The sequence below is a fragment of the Kitasatospora sp. NPDC004799 genome (assembly GCF_040609095.1).
Lineage (GTDB): Bacteria > Actinomycetota > Actinomycetes > Streptomycetales > Streptomycetaceae > Kitasatospora.
Genome location: NZ_JBEXJK010000150.1, coordinates 1 through 18,505, shown reverse-complemented (window position 1 = coordinate 18,505; position 18,505 = coordinate 1). Strand labels below are relative to the sequence as shown.

Annotated in this window: 17 protein-coding genes, 2 tRNA genes and 1 pseudogene; 11 read left to right on the top strand and 9 right to left on the bottom strand. The window is 73.0% G+C overall.

Annotated features, from left to right (window positions below):
- The first annotated feature begins 123 nt into the window (after positions 1-123).
- On the top strand, positions 124-660 hold the full coding sequence (pyrE, locus tag ABZW03_RS20055; RefSeq protein WP_355259727.1) for an orotate phosphoribosyltransferase: 537 nt from the start codon (positions 124-126) through the stop codon (positions 658-660).
- Between the two features lie 136 nt (positions 661-796).
- Here pyrE and ABZW03_RS20050 read toward each other — a convergent pair whose 3' ends face one another.
- Positions 797-1,516: a VTT domain-containing protein gene (locus ABZW03_RS20050; protein WP_355259724.1), complete on the bottom strand. Its 720-nt coding sequence runs from the start codon at positions 1,514-1,516 to the stop codon at positions 797-799.
- A 361-nt stretch (positions 1,517-1,877) separates the two neighbouring features.
- Between ABZW03_RS20050 and fbaA the strand changes: the two genes are divergently transcribed.
- Positions 1,878-2,900: a class II fructose-bisphosphate aldolase gene (gene fbaA, locus ABZW03_RS20045; RefSeq protein WP_350519636.1), complete on the top strand. Its 1,023-nt coding sequence runs from the start codon at positions 1,878-1,880 to the stop codon at positions 2,898-2,900.
- 125 nt (positions 2,901-3,025) lie between these two features.
- On the opposite strand, the gene ABZW03_RS20040 is transcribed toward fbaA, so the two are convergent.
- Positions 3,026-3,445 (bottom strand): DUF3151 domain-containing protein, encoded by a 420-nt coding sequence (locus ABZW03_RS20040; RefSeq protein WP_224284780.1) that lies wholly within the window; start codon positions 3,443-3,445, stop codon positions 3,026-3,028.
- Positions 3,446-3,666: 221 nt separating this feature from the next.
- Between ABZW03_RS20040 and ABZW03_RS20035 the strand changes: the two genes are divergently transcribed.
- Both ABZW03_RS20035 and ABZW03_RS20030 read left to right on the top strand, forming a co-directional pair.
- Positions 3,667-4,479, top strand: a complete 813-nt coding sequence (locus ABZW03_RS20035; RefSeq protein ID WP_355259720.1) for a DUF3152 domain-containing protein — start codon at positions 3,667-3,669, stop codon at positions 4,477-4,479.
- A gap of 107 nt (positions 4,480-4,586) precedes the next feature.
- The gene (locus tag ABZW03_RS20030; protein ID WP_355259717.1) at positions 4,587-5,309 is read left to right on the top strand and encodes a hypothetical protein; all 723 of its coding nucleotides are present in this window, start codon (positions 4,587-4,589) and stop codon (positions 5,307-5,309) included.
- Positions 5,310-5,328: 19 nt separating this feature from the next.
- Here the strand turns inward: ABZW03_RS20030 and ABZW03_RS20025 are convergent, their stop codons facing one another.
- The 4 genes from ABZW03_RS20025 to purS all read right to left on the bottom strand — a co-directional run bounded on the left by ABZW03_RS20025 (position 5,329) and on the right by purS (position 9,392).
- The gene (locus tag ABZW03_RS20025; protein ID WP_355259714.1) at positions 5,329-6,141 is read right to left on the bottom strand and encodes a sterol carrier family protein; all 813 of its coding nucleotides are present in this window, start codon (positions 6,139-6,141) and stop codon (positions 5,329-5,331) included.
- 67 nt (positions 6,142-6,208) lie between these two features.
- On the bottom strand, positions 6,209-8,464 hold the full coding sequence (gene purL / locus ABZW03_RS20020) for a phosphoribosylformylglycinamidine synthase subunit PurL (RefSeq protein WP_355259711.1): 2,256 nt from the start codon (positions 8,462-8,464) through the stop codon (positions 6,209-6,211).
- Positions 8,464-9,141, bottom strand: a complete 678-nt coding sequence (gene purQ, locus ABZW03_RS20015) for a phosphoribosylformylglycinamidine synthase subunit PurQ (RefSeq protein ID WP_355259708.1) — start codon at positions 9,139-9,141, stop codon at positions 8,464-8,466. Before purQ ends, purL begins: the two co-directional genes overlap by 1 nt.
- Entirely contained in the window at positions 9,138-9,392 is a 255-nt protein-coding gene (purS, locus tag ABZW03_RS20010; RefSeq protein WP_049654013.1) for a phosphoribosylformylglycinamidine synthase subunit PurS, read from the bottom strand. Before purS ends, purQ begins: the two co-directional genes overlap by 4 nt.
- A 465-nt stretch (positions 9,393-9,857) precedes the next feature.
- Between purS and ABZW03_RS20005 the strand changes: the two genes are divergently transcribed.
- The 7 genes from ABZW03_RS20005 to ABZW03_RS19975 all read left to right on the top strand — a co-directional run bounded on the left by ABZW03_RS20005 (position 9,858) and on the right by ABZW03_RS19975 (position 14,522).
- Positions 9,858-10,175 (top strand): Lsr2 family protein, encoded by a 318-nt coding sequence (locus ABZW03_RS20005; protein WP_030056585.1) that lies wholly within the window; start codon positions 9,858-9,860, stop codon positions 10,173-10,175.
- A 142-nt stretch (positions 10,176-10,317) separates the two neighbouring features.
- Positions 10,318-10,390: transfer RNA gene (locus ABZW03_RS20000), tRNA-Gly, on the top strand.
- A 39-nt stretch (positions 10,391-10,429) separates the two neighbouring features.
- Positions 10,430-10,502: transfer RNA gene (locus ABZW03_RS19995), tRNA-Gly, on the top strand.
- Between the two features lie 171 nt (positions 10,503-10,673).
- Complete coding sequence (locus tag ABZW03_RS19990; protein ID WP_355259705.1) at positions 10,674-11,681, top strand: ABC transporter ATP-binding protein; 1,008 nt, start codon at positions 10,674-10,676, stop codon at positions 11,679-11,681.
- Positions 11,678-12,526, top strand: coding sequence for an ABC transporter permease (locus tag ABZW03_RS19985; RefSeq protein ID WP_355259702.1), 849 nt, complete (start codon positions 11,678-11,680; stop codon positions 12,524-12,526). The genes ABZW03_RS19990 and ABZW03_RS19985 overlap by 4 nt, the downstream gene beginning before the upstream one ends.
- A 113-nt stretch (positions 12,527-12,639) precedes the next feature.
- Positions 12,640-13,866 (top strand): histidine kinase, encoded by a 1,227-nt coding sequence (locus tag ABZW03_RS19980; RefSeq protein WP_355259699.1) that lies wholly within the window; start codon positions 12,640-12,642, stop codon positions 13,864-13,866.
- A gap of 32 nt (positions 13,867-13,898) precedes the next feature.
- A complete protein-coding gene (locus tag ABZW03_RS19975) occupies positions 13,899-14,522 on the top strand; it encodes a response regulator transcription factor (protein ID WP_355259696.1) in 624 nt (207 codons plus the stop codon).
- 26 nt (positions 14,523-14,548) lie between these two features.
- On the opposite strand, the gene ABZW03_RS19970 is transcribed toward ABZW03_RS19975, so the two are convergent.
- From ABZW03_RS19970 to ABZW03_RS19960, 3 genes and pseudogenes are all read right to left on the bottom strand, one after another.
- Positions 14,549-15,448 (bottom strand): phosphoribosylaminoimidazolesuccinocarboxamide synthase, encoded by a 900-nt coding sequence (locus tag ABZW03_RS19970; protein ID WP_355259694.1) that lies wholly within the window; start codon positions 15,446-15,448, stop codon positions 14,549-14,551.
- Between the two features lie 102 nt (positions 15,449-15,550).
- Complete coding sequence (locus ABZW03_RS19965; RefSeq protein ID WP_355259691.1) at positions 15,551-17,089, bottom strand: N,N-dimethylformamidase beta subunit family domain-containing protein; 1,539 nt, start codon at positions 17,087-17,089, stop codon at positions 15,551-15,553.
- 378 nt (positions 17,090-17,467) lie between these two features.
- Positions 17,468-18,505 (bottom strand): annotated as a pseudogene (locus ABZW03_RS19960) (hypothetical protein); the annotation flags it as partial.

The window sequence follows — 18,505 nt, the reverse complement described above, 5'->3', positions numbered from 1 at the left end:
TCGGTCGCCAATGCTCCGCAGTGGCTCCCTCCTCCGCCTTGCGATGCACGCACCCCAACGCCGCCCCGCCCGCCCTCCGGGCGAACGACGGGAGTGTGAAGACAGGCCCTAGACTGAACGCTCATGAGCAACGACCGCGACGCCCTGCTGGCACAGATCAAGGACAAGGCCGTCGTGCACGGCAAGGTCACCCTCTCCTCCGGCAAGGAGGCCGACTACTACGTCGACCTGCGCCGGATCACGCTGGACGGCGTGGCCGCCCCGCTGGTCGGCCGGGTGATGCTGGACGCGACCTCGCACCTGGAGTACGACGCCGTCGGCGGTCTGACCCTGGGCGCCGACCCGGTGGCCGCCTCGATGCTGCACGCCGCCGCCGCGCGCGGGCAGCAGCTGGACGCCTTCGTGGTCCGCAAGACCGGCAAGGCGCACGGCCTCCAGCGCCGGATCGAGGGCCCGGACGTCAAGGGCCGCCGGGTGCTGGCCGTCGAGGACACCTCCACCACCGGCGGCTCGGTGCTGACCGCCGTGGAGGCCCTGCGCGAGGCGGGCGCCGAGGTGGTCGGCGTCGCGGTGATCGTGGAGCGCGGCGGCGCGGCCGCCGTCGAGGCCCAGGGCCTGGAGTACGTGACCGCGTACACCCTGGACGACCTGGGTCTCTGAGCCCCCACCGCCACCACGTCCGCCGCGACGCCCGGTACGACGACCGGCGCGACGACGGGCGCCACGAACGACCGAGGGCCGGTGCTGTTTCACGTGAAACAGCACCGGCCCTCGCCGTGTCCGGAGCGCCGGGCGCTCAGCCCCGCCGGTGCCGGCCGCCGCCGGCCTGGACCTGGCTGTCCTCGACGGCCTCGACGCCGCCGGCCCGCTTCTTCTTCCGCTCGCGCACGACCTCGATCAGGATCGGCGAGATCGACAGCAGGACGATCAGCAGCACCGCCGGGATCAGGTACTTGTCGATCACCGGGGCGAGCGCGTCACCGAAGAAGTAGCCGATCAGCAGCATGGACTCGGTCCACAGCACGCCGCCGACCACGTTCCAGACGAAGAAGGTCCGGGCGGGCATCTCCAGCGTGCCGGCCACCGGGTTCAGGAAGGTGCGGACGATCGGCATGAAGCGGGCCAGCACCACGGCCTTGCCGGAGCCGAACTTGTTGAAGTACTCCTCCGCCTTCACCACGTACTCGCGGCGGAAGATCTTCGAATCCGGCTTGTCGAACATCTTCGGCCCGACCTTGGCGCCGATCAGGTGCCCGAGCTGGGCGCCGGCGATCGCCGCGATCGGGCAGCCGATCAGCAGGACGGCGATCGGCAGCTTGGCGCCGTCGCCGAGCACCGAGGAGGCGGCGTTCGAGGCGGCGACGCCCGCGAGGATCAGCAGCGAGTCGCCCGGGAAGAAGAAGCCGACCAGCAGGCCGGTCTCCGCGAAGATGATCGCGATCAGCCCGATGGCGCCGAGGGACGAGATCAGGGATTTGGCGTCGAGCAGGTTGACGGCCAGCTGGTTGTAGTCCACGGGCGCAGGATAGCGGGCGAACCTTGCCGACGACGGGGGCCTCCCGGGCCGACGGTGCCCGGCCGGGACCGCTCCCGGCCCCCGCCGGGGCCGCCCGGGGCCCGCCGTGCGCCCGGGCCGTGCGCCGTTCCGCATGGCGGGCTCCTGCTGACCTGCGGGCACGAGTCTGGGAAGATGGCACAGGCGTCCGGTCCGCAACGGCACACCACCCTCATGGCCGTACCGCGGAGGTCGCCTCGAACGTGCCGGAGAGCCACACCGCAACGCCGCGCGTCGGCGGGCCGGCACGGAGTCGTCACGAAGGCGTACACAGCGTCGGACAGCACCGTCCGTACGCCGCAACCCGACAGGAGCGGATCGCATGCCCATCGCAACTCCCGAGGTCTACAACGAGATGCTGGACCGGGCCAAGGCGGGCAAGTTCGCCTACCCGGCCATCAACGTCACGTCGTCGCAGACCCTGCACGCCGCGCTGCGTGGTTTCGCCGAGGCCGAGAGCGACGGCATCATCCAGATCTCGACCGGTGGCGCGGAGTTCCTGGGCGGCCAGCACAACAAGGACATGGTGACCGGCGCCGTCGCGCTCGCCGAGTTCGCCCACATCGTCGCCGCCAAGTACGACATCACCGTCGCGCTGCACACCGACCACTGCCCGAAGGACAAGCTGGACGGCTACGTCCGCCCGCTGCTGGCGGTCTCCGCCGAGCGCGTGGCCAAGGGCGAGAACCCGCTGTTCCAGTCGCACATGTGGGACGGCTCGGCCGAGACCCTCTCCGACAACCTGGCCATCGCCCAGGAGCTGCTGGCCCAGGCCGCCGCCGCCAAGATCATCCTCGAGGTCGAGATCACCCCGACCGGTGGCGAGGAGGACGGCGTCACCCACGAGATCAACGACGAGCTGTACACCACCGTCAACGACGCGGTGCGCACCGCCGAGGCGCTGGGCCTGGGCGAGAAGGGCCGCTACCTGCTGGCCGCCTCCTTCGGCAACGTGCACGGCGTGTACAAGCCGGGCAACGTCGTGCTGAAGCCGGAGCTGCTGCGCGAGCTCCAGGACGCGATCGGCAAGCAGTACGGCAAGACCGACCCGTTCGACTTCGTCTTCCACGGCGGCTCGGGCTCGACCGCCGAGGAGATCGCCACCGCGCTGGAGAACGGCGTCGTGAAGATGAACCTGGACACCGACACCCAGTACGCCTTCACCCGCCCGGTGGCCGGCCACATGTTCGCCAACTACGACGGCGTGCTGAAGGTCGACGGCGAGGTCGGCAAGAAGAACACCTACGACCCGCGCACCTGGGGCAAGCTGGCCGAGGCCGGCATGGCCGCCCGCGTGGTCGAGGCCGCCGAGCAGCTGCGTTCGGCGGGCAAGCGCCTGAAGTGAGGCCCGCGCTCCGGGCCCGAGACCGGGCGTGAAGCACAGGCGTGAAGCGCGGACGTGAAGCGCGGACGCGAAAAACGGGTGCCCCCGGCGGAGACCGCCGGGGGCACCCGCACGTCGGGGGGTGTCTACTGCTTGAGCTCCGCGTACGCCTCCGCGCTGCTGTCCTTCAGGAACTGCCAGCAGCGGGCCTCCTCCTCGGTCTCCTTGATCGCGCCGGCCGCCCGGGCGAGCGCCGCCAGGCAGCGCAGGAAGCCGCGGTTGCCGCGGTGCTCCCACGGCACCGGCCCGTGGCCCTTCCAGCCGTTGCGCCGCAGCGCGTCCAGGCCACGGTGGTAGCCGGTACGGGCGTAGGCGTACGACTCGACGTACCGGCCGGCCGCGTAGGCGTCGTCGGCCAGCATCGCCCAGGCCAGGCAGAAGGCCGGGAACTCGGCCGCGACCTGGGTCGGGGAGGCCGACTCCTCCGCCAGCATCCGGTAGGGCCGCTCCTCCTCCGGGAGGAGGGTCGGTTCGGGACCGTCGAGAAGGTTCCTGTGAATCGCCATGCCCTGAAGTCTGCCATCCGAGACGCAGGGGTCAACCGGCGTCCCGGCCGGTCCACCGCTCCCGACACGTCGCGGCCGCACACCAGGTCTGTGGACATTCACCCGTTCGCCGTGCCACTGTGAAGATCATGTCCGCAGCCCGATCCGTCGGCAGGCGCACCGCACCGCCCCGGAAGGGCGGTCGCCGACGCCGCCGACCGCGGCGCAGACCCGGTCTTGGCATGCTCACGGCACTGGTGCTCTCCGTCCTGGTGCTGGGTGCCACCGCGCTCATGCTGACCCGCCCCGCCGGGACCCCGGCCGCCGCCCCGACCACCCAGGCGAGGGTCGCCCCGCCGGCCGAGCAGACCGGCCCGGCCGGCCCGGCGCCGGAGCAGACCCCTCCCCCGGCGCCCGCCCCGGCGCCGGCCGACACCCCGCCGCCCGCGCAGACCCCGCCGCCGCCCGCACCCACCGGGCCGGACCCCGGCCCCACCCGGGGCGCGGGCACCTTCACCGTCGCCCCCGCCACGGCCAAGGCGGTCGGGCAGGGCACCGTGCGCCGTTACCGGGTCGAGGTCGAGGACGGCATCGGCATCGACTCCCCGACCGCCGCGGCGCAGATCCACGGCATCCTCGGCGACAAGCGCGGCTGGACCGGCGACCACCGGAACGGCTTCCAGCTGGTCGCCACCGGCCCGTACGACTTCACCGTGAAGATCGCCTCACCGGCCACCGTGGACCGGATCTGCGGCGCCTCCGGCCTGGACACCCACGGCGAGGTCAACTGCAACGTCGGCAACCAGGTGCTCGTCAACTCCAAGCGCTGGAACACCGGTTCACCGCAGTTCAGCGGCCCCCTGGACGAGTACCGGGCGCTGATCGTCAACCACGAGGTGGGCCACCGGATCGGCCACGGGCACGAGGGCTGCCCGGGCGAGGGCAAGCCCGCGCCCGCGATGATGCAGCAGATCTACGGCCTCAAGGGCTGCACGCCCAACGCCTGGCCGTACTCGGCGCAGGGCGTGTACCTCAGCGGGCCGTCCGTGCCCTGAGGCCGGGTGTCCCGGCCGTCCGTGCCCTGAGGCCAGGCGTCCCGGCCGCAACGAAGTCGAGACCCGATCGCCGACCGGCCGGGACGGCGGTGCCCTAGTCTGCGACCATGACGACCGCCCAACACCGAAGCCGCACCGCCCTGTTCGCCGCCGTCGCGGCTCTGCTCGGCGCGGCCGCCTGCACCTCCTCGGTCGGGAGCGCCCCCGGAGCGGGCGCGCTCTCGTACGACGGCATCCGCTCGACCGCCGAGAAGCTCCGGCAGAACCGGGCCGCCCAGGGCGCCCAGGACATCTGCCCGTTCGGCCTGGACCTCGGCAAGGCGCTCACCGCGGCCGGGATACCCGGCACGGCCACCCCCGACGGCGGGGACGGCCGAGCCGTGGACGGCGACATCGGTTCCGGCGCGCCGCCGCAGCCCTGGCCGTCCATCGTCAGCCACCCGCCGGAGCTGCCGTCGGTCCCGGCCCGCCCCCCGCACGCCTCCGTCAGCTGCGCCTGGCAGGTGGACGGCGGGACCAGGCTGAAGGCCGAGCTGACGGCCACCACCCAGCCGGGGGTGGTCGTCAATCTGATCCTGCCGAGCATCCAGCGCGCCGCGAACGCCGAGGTGGACCAGCTCCAGCAGATCTCCACCGACCAGCCGCGGCCCGGGCAGACCAAGCTGCTCCCCGGCACGGGCGGGGCGGCGCTCGCCCGGGTGGCGCTCAAGGGCGAGGGCGACCTCGCCCTGCTGCTCTACCAGGACCGCGACAGCGCCGAGCTGGACCCGGCCCTGACCGGCGAACCGCTGCGCAAGACCACCGAGGCGCTGGCCGCCCAGCTGCGCTGAGGCCCCGTCGAGGCCGGTGTTACCGCAGCACCGGCAGGTACGCCCGCAGGTCGCTCCGCTCGCCCGAGGCGGACACCTCGGCCGCCTCCACCGCCGCCGCCCAGTCCACCCGGCCGGTGGCCAGCCGGATCCAGGTCAGCGGGTCGGTCTCCACCACGTTGGGCGGGGTGCCCCGGGTGTGCTTCGGCCCCGGCACGGCCTGGACGACCGCGTACGGCGGCACCCGCAGCTCGACCGCGCCGCCGGGCACCTGCCCGGCGAGGGCGTCGGCCAGCATCCGGGAGACGGCGGCGACGGCCTGGCGGTCGTGCGGGAAGTCCTCCAGGCCCAGGGCGTCGGCCAGGTCGTCGGCGTGCACCACGGCCTCGACCAGCCGGCTCACCAGGTAGTCGGTCAGCAGCATCGGGTGGCCGGTCAGGAAGGTGACCCGCCGGTCCGGCTCCGCCTCCAGCTTGTCGAGCACCACCCGCACGGCGTCGAGCGCCCGGTCGAACGCGGCGGCCACCTCCGCGGCCGGGCCGGCGAACCCGGCCGCCGCCTTCTCCGTGGTCACGGTGTCGACGAACTCGGCCATCGTCCCGGCCAGCGCCGCGTAGTCGGCCAGCGGAAGCGCCGGCCCGTCCGCCTCCGGCGCGTCCAGCACCGGCAGCAGCTGGCTCAGCGCCAGGCTCACGTGGACCACCAGCTCTCGCACCCGCCAGGAGCCGAGCCGGGTCGGCCGCTCCAGGTCGGAATCGGTCAGGCGGTGCACGACCTCGCGCAACGCCTCGCTCTGCGCCACCAGCGCGGCGCTCACCTTCTGCGGCTGATACGTACGGGACTTGGCAGGCATGGGCGTCAACATACGCCGAGGGGCGGACAGTTCACCAGAGAACCGACCGCCCCTCGGGAATCGCCGATCAGCCCAGCAGGGCCTCGATGACACCGGTGTGGGCGTCCTTCAGCTCCGCCAGCGAAACGCTGAACTGGCCCTGGACGTCCAGGCTGTCGCCGTCCACGACACCGATCCGGGTGGCCGGCAGGCCGCGCGCGGTGCACATGTCGTTGAACCGCAGCTCCTCGCTGCGCGGCACCGCCACGACGGCGCGGCCGGCCGACTCCGAGAACAGCAGGACGAAGGGGTCCTGGCCCTCGGGCACGACGATCCGCGCACCGTGGCCGCCCTTGAGGCAGCTCTCCACCAGCGCCTGGCCGAGACCGCCGTCGGACAGGTCGTGCGCGGCGTCGATCATGCCGTCGCGCGAGGCGGCGATCAGGATCTCGCCGAGCAGCCGCTCGCGCTCCAGGTCCACCTTGGGCGGCAGGCCGCCGAGGTGGTCGTGGACGGCCTGCGACCAGGCCGAGCCGCCGAGCTCGTCCTCGGTGTCGCCGAGCAGGTAGAGCAGCTGCCCCTCCTCGGCGAAGGCCAGCGGGGTGCGCCGGGTGACGTCGTCGATGACGCCGAGCACCGCGACCACCGGGGTCGGGTGGATGGCGACGTCGCCGGTCTGGTTGTACAGCGAGACGTTGCCGCCGGTGACCGGGGTGCCGAGCACCAGGCAGGCGTCGGCCAGGCCGCGGGTGGCCTCGGCGAACTGCCACATCACGTCCGGGTCCTCGGGGGAGCCGAAGTTGAGGCAGTCGGAGACCGCGAGCGGCTTGGCACCGCCGGCCGCGACGTTGCGGTACGCCTCGGCCAGGGCCAGCTGGGCGCCGGTGTACGGGTCCAGCTTGGCGAAGCGGCCGTTGCCGTCGGTGGCGACCGAGACGCCGAGGTTGGTCTCGTCGTCGATCCGGATCATGCCGGAGTCCTCGCCGTGCGAGAGCACGGTGTTGCCGAGCACGTAGCGGTCGTACTGGTCGGTGATCCAGGACTTGGAGGCCTGGTTCGGGTGGCTCGCGACCTTCAGCAGGTCGGCCTTGAGGCCCTCGCCGGTGGTCGGGCGGGCCAGCCGCTCGGCGGTCGGGGCGTCGGCCTGCAGCGCGTCCTGCCAGCTCGGGCGGGCGTACGGGCGCTGGTAGGTCGGGCCCTCGTGGGCGACGGTGCGCGGCGGGACGTCCACCACGAGCTCGCCGTGCCAGAAGATCTCCAGGCGCTCGCCGTCGGTCACCTCACCGATGACGTTGGCGATGACGTCCCACTTCTCGCAGATCTCCAGGAAGCGGTCGACCTTGTCGGGCTCCACGATCGCGCACATGCGCTCCTGCGACTCGCTCATGAGGATCTCCTCCGGCGAGAGCGTGTGGTCGCGCAGGTGCACGGTGTCGAGCTCGATCCGCATGCCGCCGGAGCCGGCCGAGGCCAGCTCGCTGGTGGCGCAGGACAGGCCGGCGCCGCCGAGGTCCTGGATGCCCTTGACGAGCTTCTCCCGGAAGATCTCCAGGGTGCACTCGATCAGGAGCTTCTCCTGGAACGGGTCGCCGACCTGGACGGCCGGGCGCTTGGCCGGCTTGGTGTCGTCGAAGGTCTCGGAGGCGAGCACCGAGACGCCGCCGATGCCGTCGCCACCGGTGCGGGCGCCGTACAGGATGACCTTGTTGCCGGCGCCGGAGGCCTGCGCGAGGTGGATGTCCTCGTGCTTCATGACGCCCACGCAGAGCGCGTTGACCAGCGGGTTGCCCTGGTAGCAGGAGTCGAAGACGACCTCGCCGCCGATGTTCGGCAGGCCCAGGCAGTTGCCGTAGCCGCCGATGCCCGCGACGATCCCGGGCAGCACGCGCCGGGTGTCCGGGTGGTCGGCCGCACCGAAGCGCAGCGGGTCCATCACGGCGACCGGGCGGGCGCCCATCGCCAGGATGTCGCGCACGATGCCGCCGATGCCGGTGGCCGCGCCCTGGTAGGGCTCGATGTACGAGGGGTGGTTGTGCGACTCGACCTTGAAGGTGACCGCGTACCCCTGGCCGACGTCGACGACGCCGGCGTTCTCGCCGATGCCGACGAGCATCGCGTCCGAATCCGGCTTCTTGTCGCCGAACTGCTTCAGGTGGACCTTGCTGCTCTTGTACGAACAGTGCTCCGACCACATGACCGAGTACATGGCGAGCTCGGCGCCGGTCGGGCGGCGGCCGAGGATCTCCCGGATGCGCGCGTACTCGTCCTCCTTGAGGCCGAGTTCGGCCCAGGGCTGGGCGGCGTCCGGGGTCTGCTCGGCGTTCTTGACGGTGTCGAGGCTCATCAGGCGTTCACCAGCTGCTTCAGGACGGAAGTGAAGAAGCCCAGGCCCTCGGTGGTCGGACCGGTGAGCGACTCCACGGCGTGCTCCGGGTGCGGCATCAGGCCGACGACATTGCCGGCGGCGTTGGTGATGCCGGCGATGTCGCGGTACGAACCGTTGGGGTTGACGTCCAGGTAACGGGCGACCACCCGGCCCTCCGCCTCCAGTTCGTCCAGCACCCGCTCCTCGGCGACGAAGCGGCCCTCGCCGTTCTTCAGCGGGACGACGATTTCCTGGCCCGCCGAGTAATCCCGGGTCCAGGCGGTGCCGGCGTTCTCGATGCGCAGCTTCTGGTCGCGGCAGATGAAGTGCAGCGAGTCGTTCCGGGTGAGCGCACCCGGCAGCAGGTGCGATTCGCAGAGCACCTGGAAGCCGTTGCAGATACCGAGCACCGGCATTCCGAGCTTCGCCTGCTCGATGACGGTCTCCATCACCGGCGAGAACCGGGAGATCGCACCGCAGCGCAGATAGTCGCCGTAACTGAATCCGCCCGGCAGGACGACGGCGTCGACCTGGTGGAGATCCTTGTCACGGTGCCAGAGGGCGACCGGCTCGGCGCCGGCGAGGCGGACCGCCCGCTGGGCGTCGCGGTCGTCGAGCGAGCCGGGGAAAGTGACGACGCCGACGCGGGTGGTCACTTGCCCTCCTCCTCGACCCGGACGGTGAAGTCCTCGATCACGGTGTTGGCGAGAAAGGTCTCGGCGGCTTCGCGGATACGGGCGAGCGCCGCGTCGTCGACCGGGCCCTCCACATCCAGCTCGAAACGCTTGCCCTGGCGGACGTCGGCGATCCCGGTGAATCCGAGACGGGGCAGTGCACGCTGCACCGCCTGTCCCTGGGGGTCGAGGATCTCCGGCTTGAGCATGACGTCGACTACGACGCGTGCCACTGGCACTCCCGGTGGTGTCTTCGGTGAGGCGGGGGAACTCCAGACTACCGGTGGTTTCGGGCAGGATTGCTGGCCGGGGATAGCGACGCGCGTAGACCCGAGACCCTTACGCCGCAAGGGATCCGGGCGCCCCACCGCCGGGCCGGGCCGCCCGGTTTCCCCGGATTCGGCCCCCGGAACGGCACCGCCCGGAGAACACCCGAATACGGCACTTGGGGACAGATCCGCCCGTCCCGCACACCGGTATCCCGGAGTCCCGCGAAGAGTCGTGAATATCCGGAAAAGAATGCCGGACTCTTCGATTTCGGCCCCCTTCGGGTGCAGAATAGGGCCACCTGTCGCGGCAAGTGCTGCGTATCAGGCGAGCCGTCCGGCCCGCCCGTACGCGCTTGCGCGAGTTGGTGCACATCAGGCTCCGGTACCCCCTCGGACCGGCGGCCGAATTGCCCGAGAGGATTGACACCCATGGCACAGCGTGTAGTTGTCACGCTCTCCGACGACCTGGACGGCGGCGCCGCCGCGGAAACCGTCCACTTCGGCGTCGACGGGAAGTCGTACGAGATCGACCTGTCCGTGGACAACGCGGAAAAGCTGCGGGAGGCCCTCGCTCCGTTCGTCGCCGCCGGCCGCCGCCAGAGCCGCACCGGAAAGTCCTTCCGTCGCACCGCCCTGACCCCGGACCCGGCCGCCGTCCGCGCCTGGGCCCTGTCCCGCGGGATGGAACTGCCGGCCCGCGGCCGCATCCCCAAGCACGTGTACGAGGCGTTCGCCGAGGCGAACTGAGCCCCGCGGGAGCCCGCTCCCGGTCGCCCCGCCCGCCCGGACCGAAAGGGTGGGGCGACCACCCCGAAAGATGCTGTAGAGTATTCCTCGTCGCCGCAACGGAGAGATCCGAAGAGGCGGCGGGTGCCCCACCAGGCACCGCGCGGACGTGGCTCAGTTGGTAGAGCATCACCTTGCCAAGGTGAGGGTCGCGAGTTCGAATCTCGTCGTCCGCTCGCAGTGCGCGAGCACAGCACAACTCAATAGTTTGACCTGCGGACGTGGCTCAGTTGGTAGAGCATCACCTTGCCAAGGTGAGGGTCGCGAGTTCGAATCTCGTCGTCCGCTCCGATCCGAAGGGCCCCCTCGAACGAGGGGGCCCTTCGGCATTCCCCTCCACTGCCCCGGACTCCGTCGATATCGGCCATGACATTTGTCATCGCCGACCCGTGCGTCCCCACCGCGATGTCATGACAGCGCGCACTGCCCGCGCGGGCCGGCCGGCGGAAGGCTTGAGGCATGGAAACGAGCCGGCCCTCCCGCCCCAGCGACGACGTGATCGAGGTCACCGACCTGCACCGCCACCACGGCGGCGGCACCTCCGGGTACCACGCCGTGCGCGGCGTCGACCTGACCGTGCGCCGCGGCGAGCTGTTCGCCCTGCTCGGCACCAACGGGGCCGGCAAGACCTCCACCATGGAGGTCATCGAGGGCCTGGCCGCACCGACCGGCGGCACCGTCCGGGTGCTCGGCCGGGACCCGTTCACGGAGCGCGCCGCCGTCCGCCCGCGGATCGGCATCATGCTCCAGGAGGGCGGCTTCCCCGGCGAGCTCACCGCCGCCGAGACCGGCCGCGCCTGGGCCGGGATGACCAGCGGCGCCCGCCCGGTGGCCGAGGCGCTGGAGCTGGTCGGCCTCGGCCACCGCGAGAAGGTCCGGGTCAAGCAGCTGTCCGGCGGCGAGAAGCGCCGGCTCGACCTCGCGATGGCCCTGCTCGGCCGCCCCGAGGTGCTCTTCCTGGACGAGCCCAGCACCGGCCTCGACCCGGAGGCGCGCGCCTCCGTCTGGCGGCTGGTCCGCGAGCTGCGCGCCCAGGGCACCACGGTGCTGCTCACCACGCACTACCTGGAGGAGGCCGAGGAACTGGCCGACCGGCTGGCCATCATGCACGGCGGCCAGGTCGTCACCTCCGGCACCGTCGCCGAGGTGATCGCCGGCCGGCCCTCCCGGATCTCCTTCGAGCTGCCCGCGTTCACCGGAACCGCGCTGCCCGTCCTGACCGGGGCCGAGCTCACCGTCGACGGCGGCAAGGTCACCGTGCAGACCGTCGAGCTCCAGGACACCCTCACCGACCTGCTCGGCTGGGCCCGGCACCACGGCATCGCGCTCGGCGCCCTGGACGCCCGCAGCGCCTCGCTGGAGGAGGCCTTCCTCGCGATCGCCTCCGAGGCCGCCCACCAGAACCCCCCGCAGGCGCCCGCCGCCGCCCGTCCCGCCCGCCGCCGCCTGATCGGATCCGCCCGATGACCACCGCCGCCACGGCCACCGCCACGGCCACCGCCACCGCCACCGGCCCGCAGAGCACCACCGTCCGCCGGCTGCTCGCCCTCGGCCGGGCCGAGGCCACCCTGCTGCTGCGCAACCGCACGGCCCTGTTCACCGCCCTGCTGCTGCCGCTGGTGCTGATCGTCACCCTCCAGGGCACGCTGTCGAAGCAGGCCGAGTCCAACCCCGGCCTGGACGTCGACTCGCTGTTGGTCTACGGCTCGGTCGGGATGATCCTGGCCTTCGTCGTGTACTACAACCTGACCGCCGCGTACGTCGGGCGGCGCGGTGAGCTGGTCCTCAAGCGGCTGCGCACCGGCGAGGCCCGGGACATCGAGATCCTGCTCGGCACCGCCGTCCCCTCGCTCACGCTCGGCCTGCTGATGTCCGCCCTGATCGGGATCGGCGGCAGCCTCGGCCTGCACCTGGCGGTGCCGGTCAACCCGCTGCTGATGCTGGTCGGCCTGGTGCTGGCGCTGGGCACCATGATCGCCCTGGCCGCGCTGTCCAGCGCCTTCACCAGGACCGTGGAGAGCGCCGGCATCACCACCCTGCCGGTCATGCTGGTGATGCAGCTCGGCTCCGGCCTGTTCATCCCGCTGGAGGTCATGCCGGCCCAGGTGGCCGACGTCTGCCGCCTGCTGCCGACCACCCCCGCCTTCCAGCTGATCCGCGTCGGCTGGTTCGGCACCGACGGCTCGGCCCCCGCGACGGACTTCCTCGGCAGCTGGGGCGCGGCCGGCTCGCACCTGGTCACCGGGACGATCTGGCTGGGCCTCGCGGTCTGGGGCGCGGTGCGCTACTTCCGCTGGGAGCCGCGCCGCTGACCCGAAGGGCACCACCCCGCCGAAGGCGCTCATCCCATGGATGAGCGCCTTCGGTGCCTCTGATAGGAAGACACCGACAAGATCGTGATCGAACGGGGGCGGAAGAATTGGGAATGCGGTCACCGCTGCGCAGCTGGACGGACCTGAGCAAACCCCGGCGCACCGAGCTGTACCTGCGCTGGTCGCTCTACCTGATGGCGCTCTTCCTGCTGCCCAGCGTCCTGATCTCCGCCGGGACCGCCGTCACCGAGGCCGGGAACCTCCCGGCGATCCGGGTCTCCGTGCTGATCGGCCTCGCCACCACCCTGGTGCTGCTGCGGGCCTACCGCACCACGCTCGACCACTACCTCGGCCGCAGCCACGACCAGCGGCTCTGGATCGTCCTCACGGTCGGGCTCGCGGTGGCCGGGTCGTGGGTCGTCCTGCTGTTCGGCCCCGCCGACGGGGCCGATACCCCGGGCCGGCTGCCCTTCACCCTGTTCGTCGTCAGCAGCCTGGTGCTGTTCTCCTTCGGCCCGGTGTGCGTCGGGCTGTCCCCGCGCTCCGCCGCCCTCACCGGCCTGGGCATGCTGGCGGGCGTCCTGCCGCCCGCCGTGCTGGCCGGGCTCGACGTCGCGAGCGTCACCGGCTACCTGACCGGGCTGACCATCGGCATGGCCTTCATCGGCTCCAGCTGCCGCAGCTTCGCCTGGCTGACCTCGATCGTCTGGGAGCTGGACGCCGCCCGCGAGGCGCAGTCCCGACTGGCCGTCGCCGAGGAGCGGCTGCGCTTCTCCCGCGACCTGCACGACGTGATGGGCCGCAACCTCACCACCATCGCGCTGAAGAGCGAACTCGCCGTCCAGCTCGCCCGCCGGGGGCGTACCGAGGCCGCCGACCAGATGGCCGAGGTGCAGAAGATCGCCCAGGAGTCGCAGCGCGAGGTCCGGGACGTCATCCGCGGCTACCGCACCGCCGACCTGCACGCCGAGGCGATCGGCGCCCGGGCGGTGCTGCGTTCGGCCGACGTCGCCTGCGAGATCGACCTCGGCGAGCACGCCGACGAACTGCCGGCCCCGGTCCAGTCGGTGTTCGGCTGGGTGATCCGCGAGGCCACCACCAACGTGCTGCGGCACAGCGAGGCCGGACGCTGCCTGATCCGGCTGCGGACCGAGGACGGACGGGCCGTGCTGGAGCTGGAGAATGACGGGGTGCCCGACGTCCCGTTCCCCTCCCAGGGCAGCGGCACCGGGCTGCGCGGACTGCGCGAGCGGCTCGCCGCCCACGACGGCGAGCTGACCGTGCCGCCCGCCGGGGCGGGCGTCTTCCGGATGCTCGCCACCGTCCCGCTGCCCGGCTGAGCGCCCCGAGTGCCCGAGGAAGGCCCTGCCCGATGACCGAGAACCCCGCACCCGTCCGCGTCCTGCTCGCCGACGACGAGCACCTGATCCGGGGCGCGCTGGCCGCGCTGCTCTCGCTGGAGGACGACATCGAGGTGGTCGCCCAGGCCGGCTCCGGCCCGGAGGCGCTGGCGATGGCGCAGACGCACCGCCCGGACGTCGCGGTGCTGGACCTCCAGATGCCGGGCAAGGACGGCATCGAGGTGGCCGCCCAGCTGCGCCTGCAGCTGCCGGACTGCCGCTGCATGATCGTCACCGGCCACGGCCGCCCGGGCTACCTGAAGCGGGCGCTGGAGGTCGGGGTGCGCGGCTTCCTGCCGAAGACCGTCTCGGCGGCGGACCTGGCCGGCATCATCCGCACCGTGCGCTCCGGCGGGCGGTACGTGGACCCGGAGCTGGCGGCGGACGCGATCAGCGCCGGCGAGACCCCGCTGACCCCGCGCGAGACGGACGTCCTGGAGCTGGCCGCCGACGGCACCCCGGTCGCCGAGATCGCCGAGCGGGCCTCGCTCTCCCAGGGCACCGTGCGCAACTACCTGTCCTCGGCGGCCACCAAGCTGGGCGCGGAGAACCGCCACGCGGCGGTGCGGATCGCCCGCGAGCACGGCTGGATCTGAGCCGCTGCCCGCGGGCGAACACGGGACTACTGCCAGGTGGTGCCGGTCAGCCGCTCGTACACCTCGATGTACTTGGCCCGGGTCCGCTCGACCACCTCGGCCGGCAGCGCCGGCGGCGGCTGCTCGCTGTAGCGGTCCCAGCCGGAGTCCGGGGAGACCAGCCAGTCGCGGATCAGCTGCTTGTCGAAGGACGGCTGCGAGTGGCCCGGCTGCCACTGGTCGGCGGGCCAGTAGCGGGAGGAGTCCGGGGTGAGCACCTCGTCGCCGATCACCAGCTCGCCGTCCAGCAGGCCGAACTCGAACTTGGTGTCGGCCAGGATGATGCCGCGCTCGCGGGCGATGTCCCGGGCCCGGGCGTAGACGTCCAGGGTGGTGCGGCGCAGCTGGGCGGCCAGCTCGGCGCCGATCCGGCGGGCGGTCTCCTCGTAGGAGACGTTCTCGTCGTGCTCGCCGACCTCGGCCTTGAGCGCCGGGGTGTAGATCGGGGCGGGCAGCTCGGAGCTGTTCACCAGGCCCTCGGGCAGCGCGATGCCGCAGACCGTCCGGCTCTCCTCGTACTCGGTCAGGCCGGAGCCGGCCAGGTAGCCGCGGGCGACCGCTTCGACCGGGATCATCTCCAGGCTGCGGCAGACCAGCGTGCGGCCCTTCCAGTCGGCCGGGGCACCGGCCGGGACCTCGGTGGAGATCACGTGGTTGGGGACGATGTCGGCGATCCGCTCGAACCACCACAGCGACAGCTGGGTGAGGATGCGGCCCTTGTCGGGGATCTCGTTCGGCAGCACCCAGTCGTGCGCGGACGTCCGGTCGCTGGCCACCATGACCAGCTCACCCGACCCGGTGCGGTAGAGGTCGCGCACCTTGCCGGTGTGCAGGTGGACCAGGCCGGGTACCTGGACCGGCTCGGGCTTGGTGACAAATCCGCTCAAGGTGTTCAGTCCTCAGGGGTCGTTCACGGGCGGGGGCACCGCGAAAGGGGAGGTCACTGCTCCCGCAGTCTTTCACGGCCGCCGATCCGCCCGACGGTGGCCTCAGTTCTTGCAGAGCCGGTCCAGCAGGTTGGCGGTGGCCCGCTGGATCCGCTCGTCGGTCAGGCCCGGGCGGCCCAGCGCGGGCGACCAGGCGAAGGTGCCGGCCGCGAAGACGTACGCGCCGCTGGGCGCCCGGTACAGCGAGGTCTCCTGGTAGCGGGTGCGGCCGGCCAGGTCCTGGTACGGCGAGTGCGCCAGCAGCACCCGCTCGACGTGCTCGGGGAGCGCCACCTTGGGGTAGTAGCGGTCCGCCTCGCCGGCGACCAGCCCGGGCAGCTCGTCGCCCTCCTGCAGGCCGGTGCCGTCCCAGAGCCAGTGCGCGGTGTGCCGGGCGACCAGCGGGACGGGCGCGGCGACCCGCCCCGAGTACTGCACCCCGAGCAGGTGCTGCTCGGGCTCCCCGGCGTCCCGCCACAGCGCGCTGGCCGCACCGGGCGCCCCGGCGGCCGGGCTGCCGGGGCCGACCTTCTGCCGCTTGCGGCAGTTGAGCAGCCGGTTGGGCTCGCCGGAGGCGGCGGCGGTCAGCTCGACCCGCCAGTACATGGTGTTGGCGGAGAGGAACACCAGCGAGGTGCCGCCGTCCCGGGCCCGCTCGGCGGCCCGGCGCATCGGCTCGGACCAGTACTCGTCGTGGCCGGGGAAGACCAGCGCCCGGTGCCGGGACGCGTCCACCAGGCCGGCGTGCAGGTCGGTGGCGGTGGCGTAGGAGAGGTCGTAGCCGTAGCGCTCGGCCCAGCGGATGAAGTCGTACGCGTGGCCGACGTGCAGCGGCAGTCCGGCGGTGGCGTGCGGGCGGTCGAAGGAGACGGTGACGGCCGCCTCCGGCTCGCCGACCAGGCAGCCCCGGCCGTCCCAGGCGTGGTAGAGGCTGGCGCCGGTGCGGCCGTCCTCGGGGAACAGGTTGTACGCCTGCCAGGTCACGTCCGGGAGCACCAGCAGCAGTTCGGCGGGGCGCCCCTGCTCCTCGAAGTCCCGGACGGTGAACGGGATGTGGCTGCGGTGCCGCATGTCGGCGGTGGTCAGCACGGCGACGTACGCGCCGGGCTTCCAGTGCGCCGGGATCTGCTGCCGCCAGGAGTGCCACCAGTGGTGGCAGGAGACCGTCCGGTCCACCACCAGCGGGGCGGGCTGGGCGAGCCCGGCGATGTTCGGGCTGGAGGTCATGTGGCGGGCGCCGTCGCCGCCGTAGTGGCCGATCCGGAAGACGTTCACGGTGAACTCGCGGGGCGGGTTGACGGTGACCCGGAAGTCCACCGAGCCGCCGGGGCGGACCACGCCGGCCGAGGCGAAGCCCTTGATCTGCTGGTCCACGTCGTTGGCGCCCTGCGGGGTGCCGACCGGCGGCTTCCGGCGGACCCCGGCGGTCAGCGACTGCTGGCCGGGCGCGTCCACCGAGACGTACCAGGGGACGGCGCCCTCCGCTCCGGCGTGGTACTGGTCCGGGCTGCGCAGCCAGGGCAGCGGGCCCTGGCCGAAGGGGTCGGAGACGCTGTAGGCGTGCGTCCCCGACTCCCAGCGGCGGTTGAGTTCGGTCCCCACGCGCCCCTCCCAGGTGCACTTGCGTGACTCCTCGGTCGCCTCCGGGCGCTCCCGGCCCGGTGTCGACGTTCCTCGCTCCGGCGCTCGCCCCCGGCCTCCGGCCGGGAGGGACCCCATCGCTCGCTGCGCCCGCTCGTCGCTCTCGACGCCGGCGCGCCCTTCGGCTCCCGAGGGCCCGGTTGGCACGTGCCCCCCGGATGTGCGTGCGGTCTAATACACCACAGAGTGCTGCCGCAGCGTCACCCTCCGGTAGCAATTGGTGCGGGGAATCTCGCGCGCCTCCCGGGCAGGGCCTCCGGCCTGCGAAGACGCCCGGCGGCCGACCGGTTTGGGGGCGCGCGCCGGGGCGCCGAGCGCCCTCCTGGGACGCCCGGGGCGTCAGAGGCGGACGGGTTTCTCGAGACGGACGTCGGCGGCGTCGAGCCAGGCGCGCAGCGGGCCGTCCTGGCCCTGTTCGACGGCCTGGGCGACCGGGCCGGCCAGGTCGGTGCGGCGCACCCCGCCGAGCAGCAGCACCGGGCCGTCCAGCCAGTCCAGGCCGGGGGTGCCGCCGGCGGTGTCCACGGCGGCGCAGCAGACCATCGCGGTGACGTGGTCGACCAGCAGGTCGCGGCCGCTGCGGTCGGGTTCGAGCAGCGGGGCCGGGGCGGTGGTGCGGGCCAGCCGGGCGGCGAGCGCGGCGGCCAGCAGCTCGCCGTCGCCCTCGGCGAGCCGGCCCAGCAGCCGGGTGAGGGTCGGGGCGCCGGGGCGGGACTGCGGGGCGAGCCGGTCCAGCGCGGTCTGCAGGGCGGTGGCGCCCGCCCGCCAGCCGGCGTCCACCACCTCGGCCGGGTAGTCGGCCCACTCCAGCTCGTGCCAGCTGCCGGCCGCCGGGCTGCCGAAGAACAGTTCGGCGGCGAGCCGGGAGACCGCGCGGTCGACGGTGCCGGGCTCCTCCAGCAGGTCGCAGGCGGGGCGGTCGCCGAGCCGGCTGCCGTAGCCGTCGGCCAGCCGGTCGCGCCGGGACAGCTCCGTGAGCGCGGCGACCACGCCGGCGTTGAGGTGGGCCGGGTGGCGGCCGAGCCGCCAGGCGGGCAGCGCGACCCGGGTGAGCAGCCGGTCCCAGCCCGCGTAGGCCAGGCCGACCTGCTCCTGGGCGGCGATCCGCAGGCCGTAGTCGACCGCCCTGGCCTGCTCGGAGGCCCAGCCCGCGACCGAGCGCTCCAGCTCGGCGGAGTGGCCCCGGCAGGCGCCGAGCAGCCGGCGGACGATCCTGCGGACGACCCGGTCGGCGAGCGCGGCCGGACCGCGCCGGGGCGGCCGGGGCGGGGCGGCCAGGGAGCCGCAGCCGAGGCCGAGGCCGGCACCGCCGCTGACAAGGCGGGCGTCCAGGGTCCCGTGGAAGGGCCGGGGGGGGGCGCTGGCCGGGGCGGCGGT

Excerpts from the sequence above, each read along its gene's own strand:
- ABZW03_RS20035 (WP_355259720.1), top strand. The coding sequence starts at position 3,667 with ATGCTCACGGCACTGGTGCTCTCCGTCCTGGTGCTGGGTGCCACCGCG.
- ABZW03_RS19990 (WP_355259705.1), top strand. The coding sequence starts at position 10,674 with ATGGAAACGAGCCGGCCCTCCCGCCCCAGCGACGACGTGATCGAGGTC.
- fbaA (WP_350519636.1), top strand. The coding sequence starts at position 1,878 with ATGCCCATCGCAACTCCCGAGGTCTACAACGAGATGCTGGACCGGGCC.
- ABZW03_RS20030 (WP_355259717.1), top strand. The coding sequence starts at position 4,587 with ATGACGACCGCCCAACACCGAAGCCGCACCGCCCTGTTCGCCGCCGTC.
- ABZW03_RS19975 (WP_355259696.1), top strand. The coding sequence starts at position 13,899 with ATGACCGAGAACCCCGCACCCGTCCGCGTCCTGCTCGCCGACGACGAG.
- ABZW03_RS19980 (WP_355259699.1), top strand. The coding sequence starts at position 12,640 with ATGCGGTCACCGCTGCGCAGCTGGACGGACCTGAGCAAACCCCGGCGC.
- purL (WP_355259711.1), bottom strand. The coding sequence starts at position 8,464 with ATGAGCCTCGACACCGTCAAGAACGCCGAGCAGACCCCGGACGCCGCC.
- ABZW03_RS20005 (WP_030056585.1), top strand. The coding sequence starts at position 9,858 with ATGGCACAGCGTGTAGTTGTCACGCTCTCCGACGACCTGGACGGCGGC.
- ABZW03_RS19985 (WP_355259702.1), top strand. The coding sequence starts at position 11,678 with ATGACCACCGCCGCCACGGCCACCGCCACGGCCACCGCCACCGCCACC.
- pyrE (WP_355259727.1), top strand. The coding sequence starts at position 124 with ATGAGCAACGACCGCGACGCCCTGCTGGCACAGATCAAGGACAAGGCC.
- ABZW03_RS20025 (WP_355259714.1), bottom strand. The coding sequence starts at position 6,141 with ATGCCTGCCAAGTCCCGTACGTATCAGCCGCAGAAGGTGAGCGCCGCG.
- ABZW03_RS20040 (WP_224284780.1), bottom strand. The coding sequence starts at position 3,445 with ATGGCGATTCACAGGAACCTTCTCGACGGTCCCGAACCGACCCTCCTC.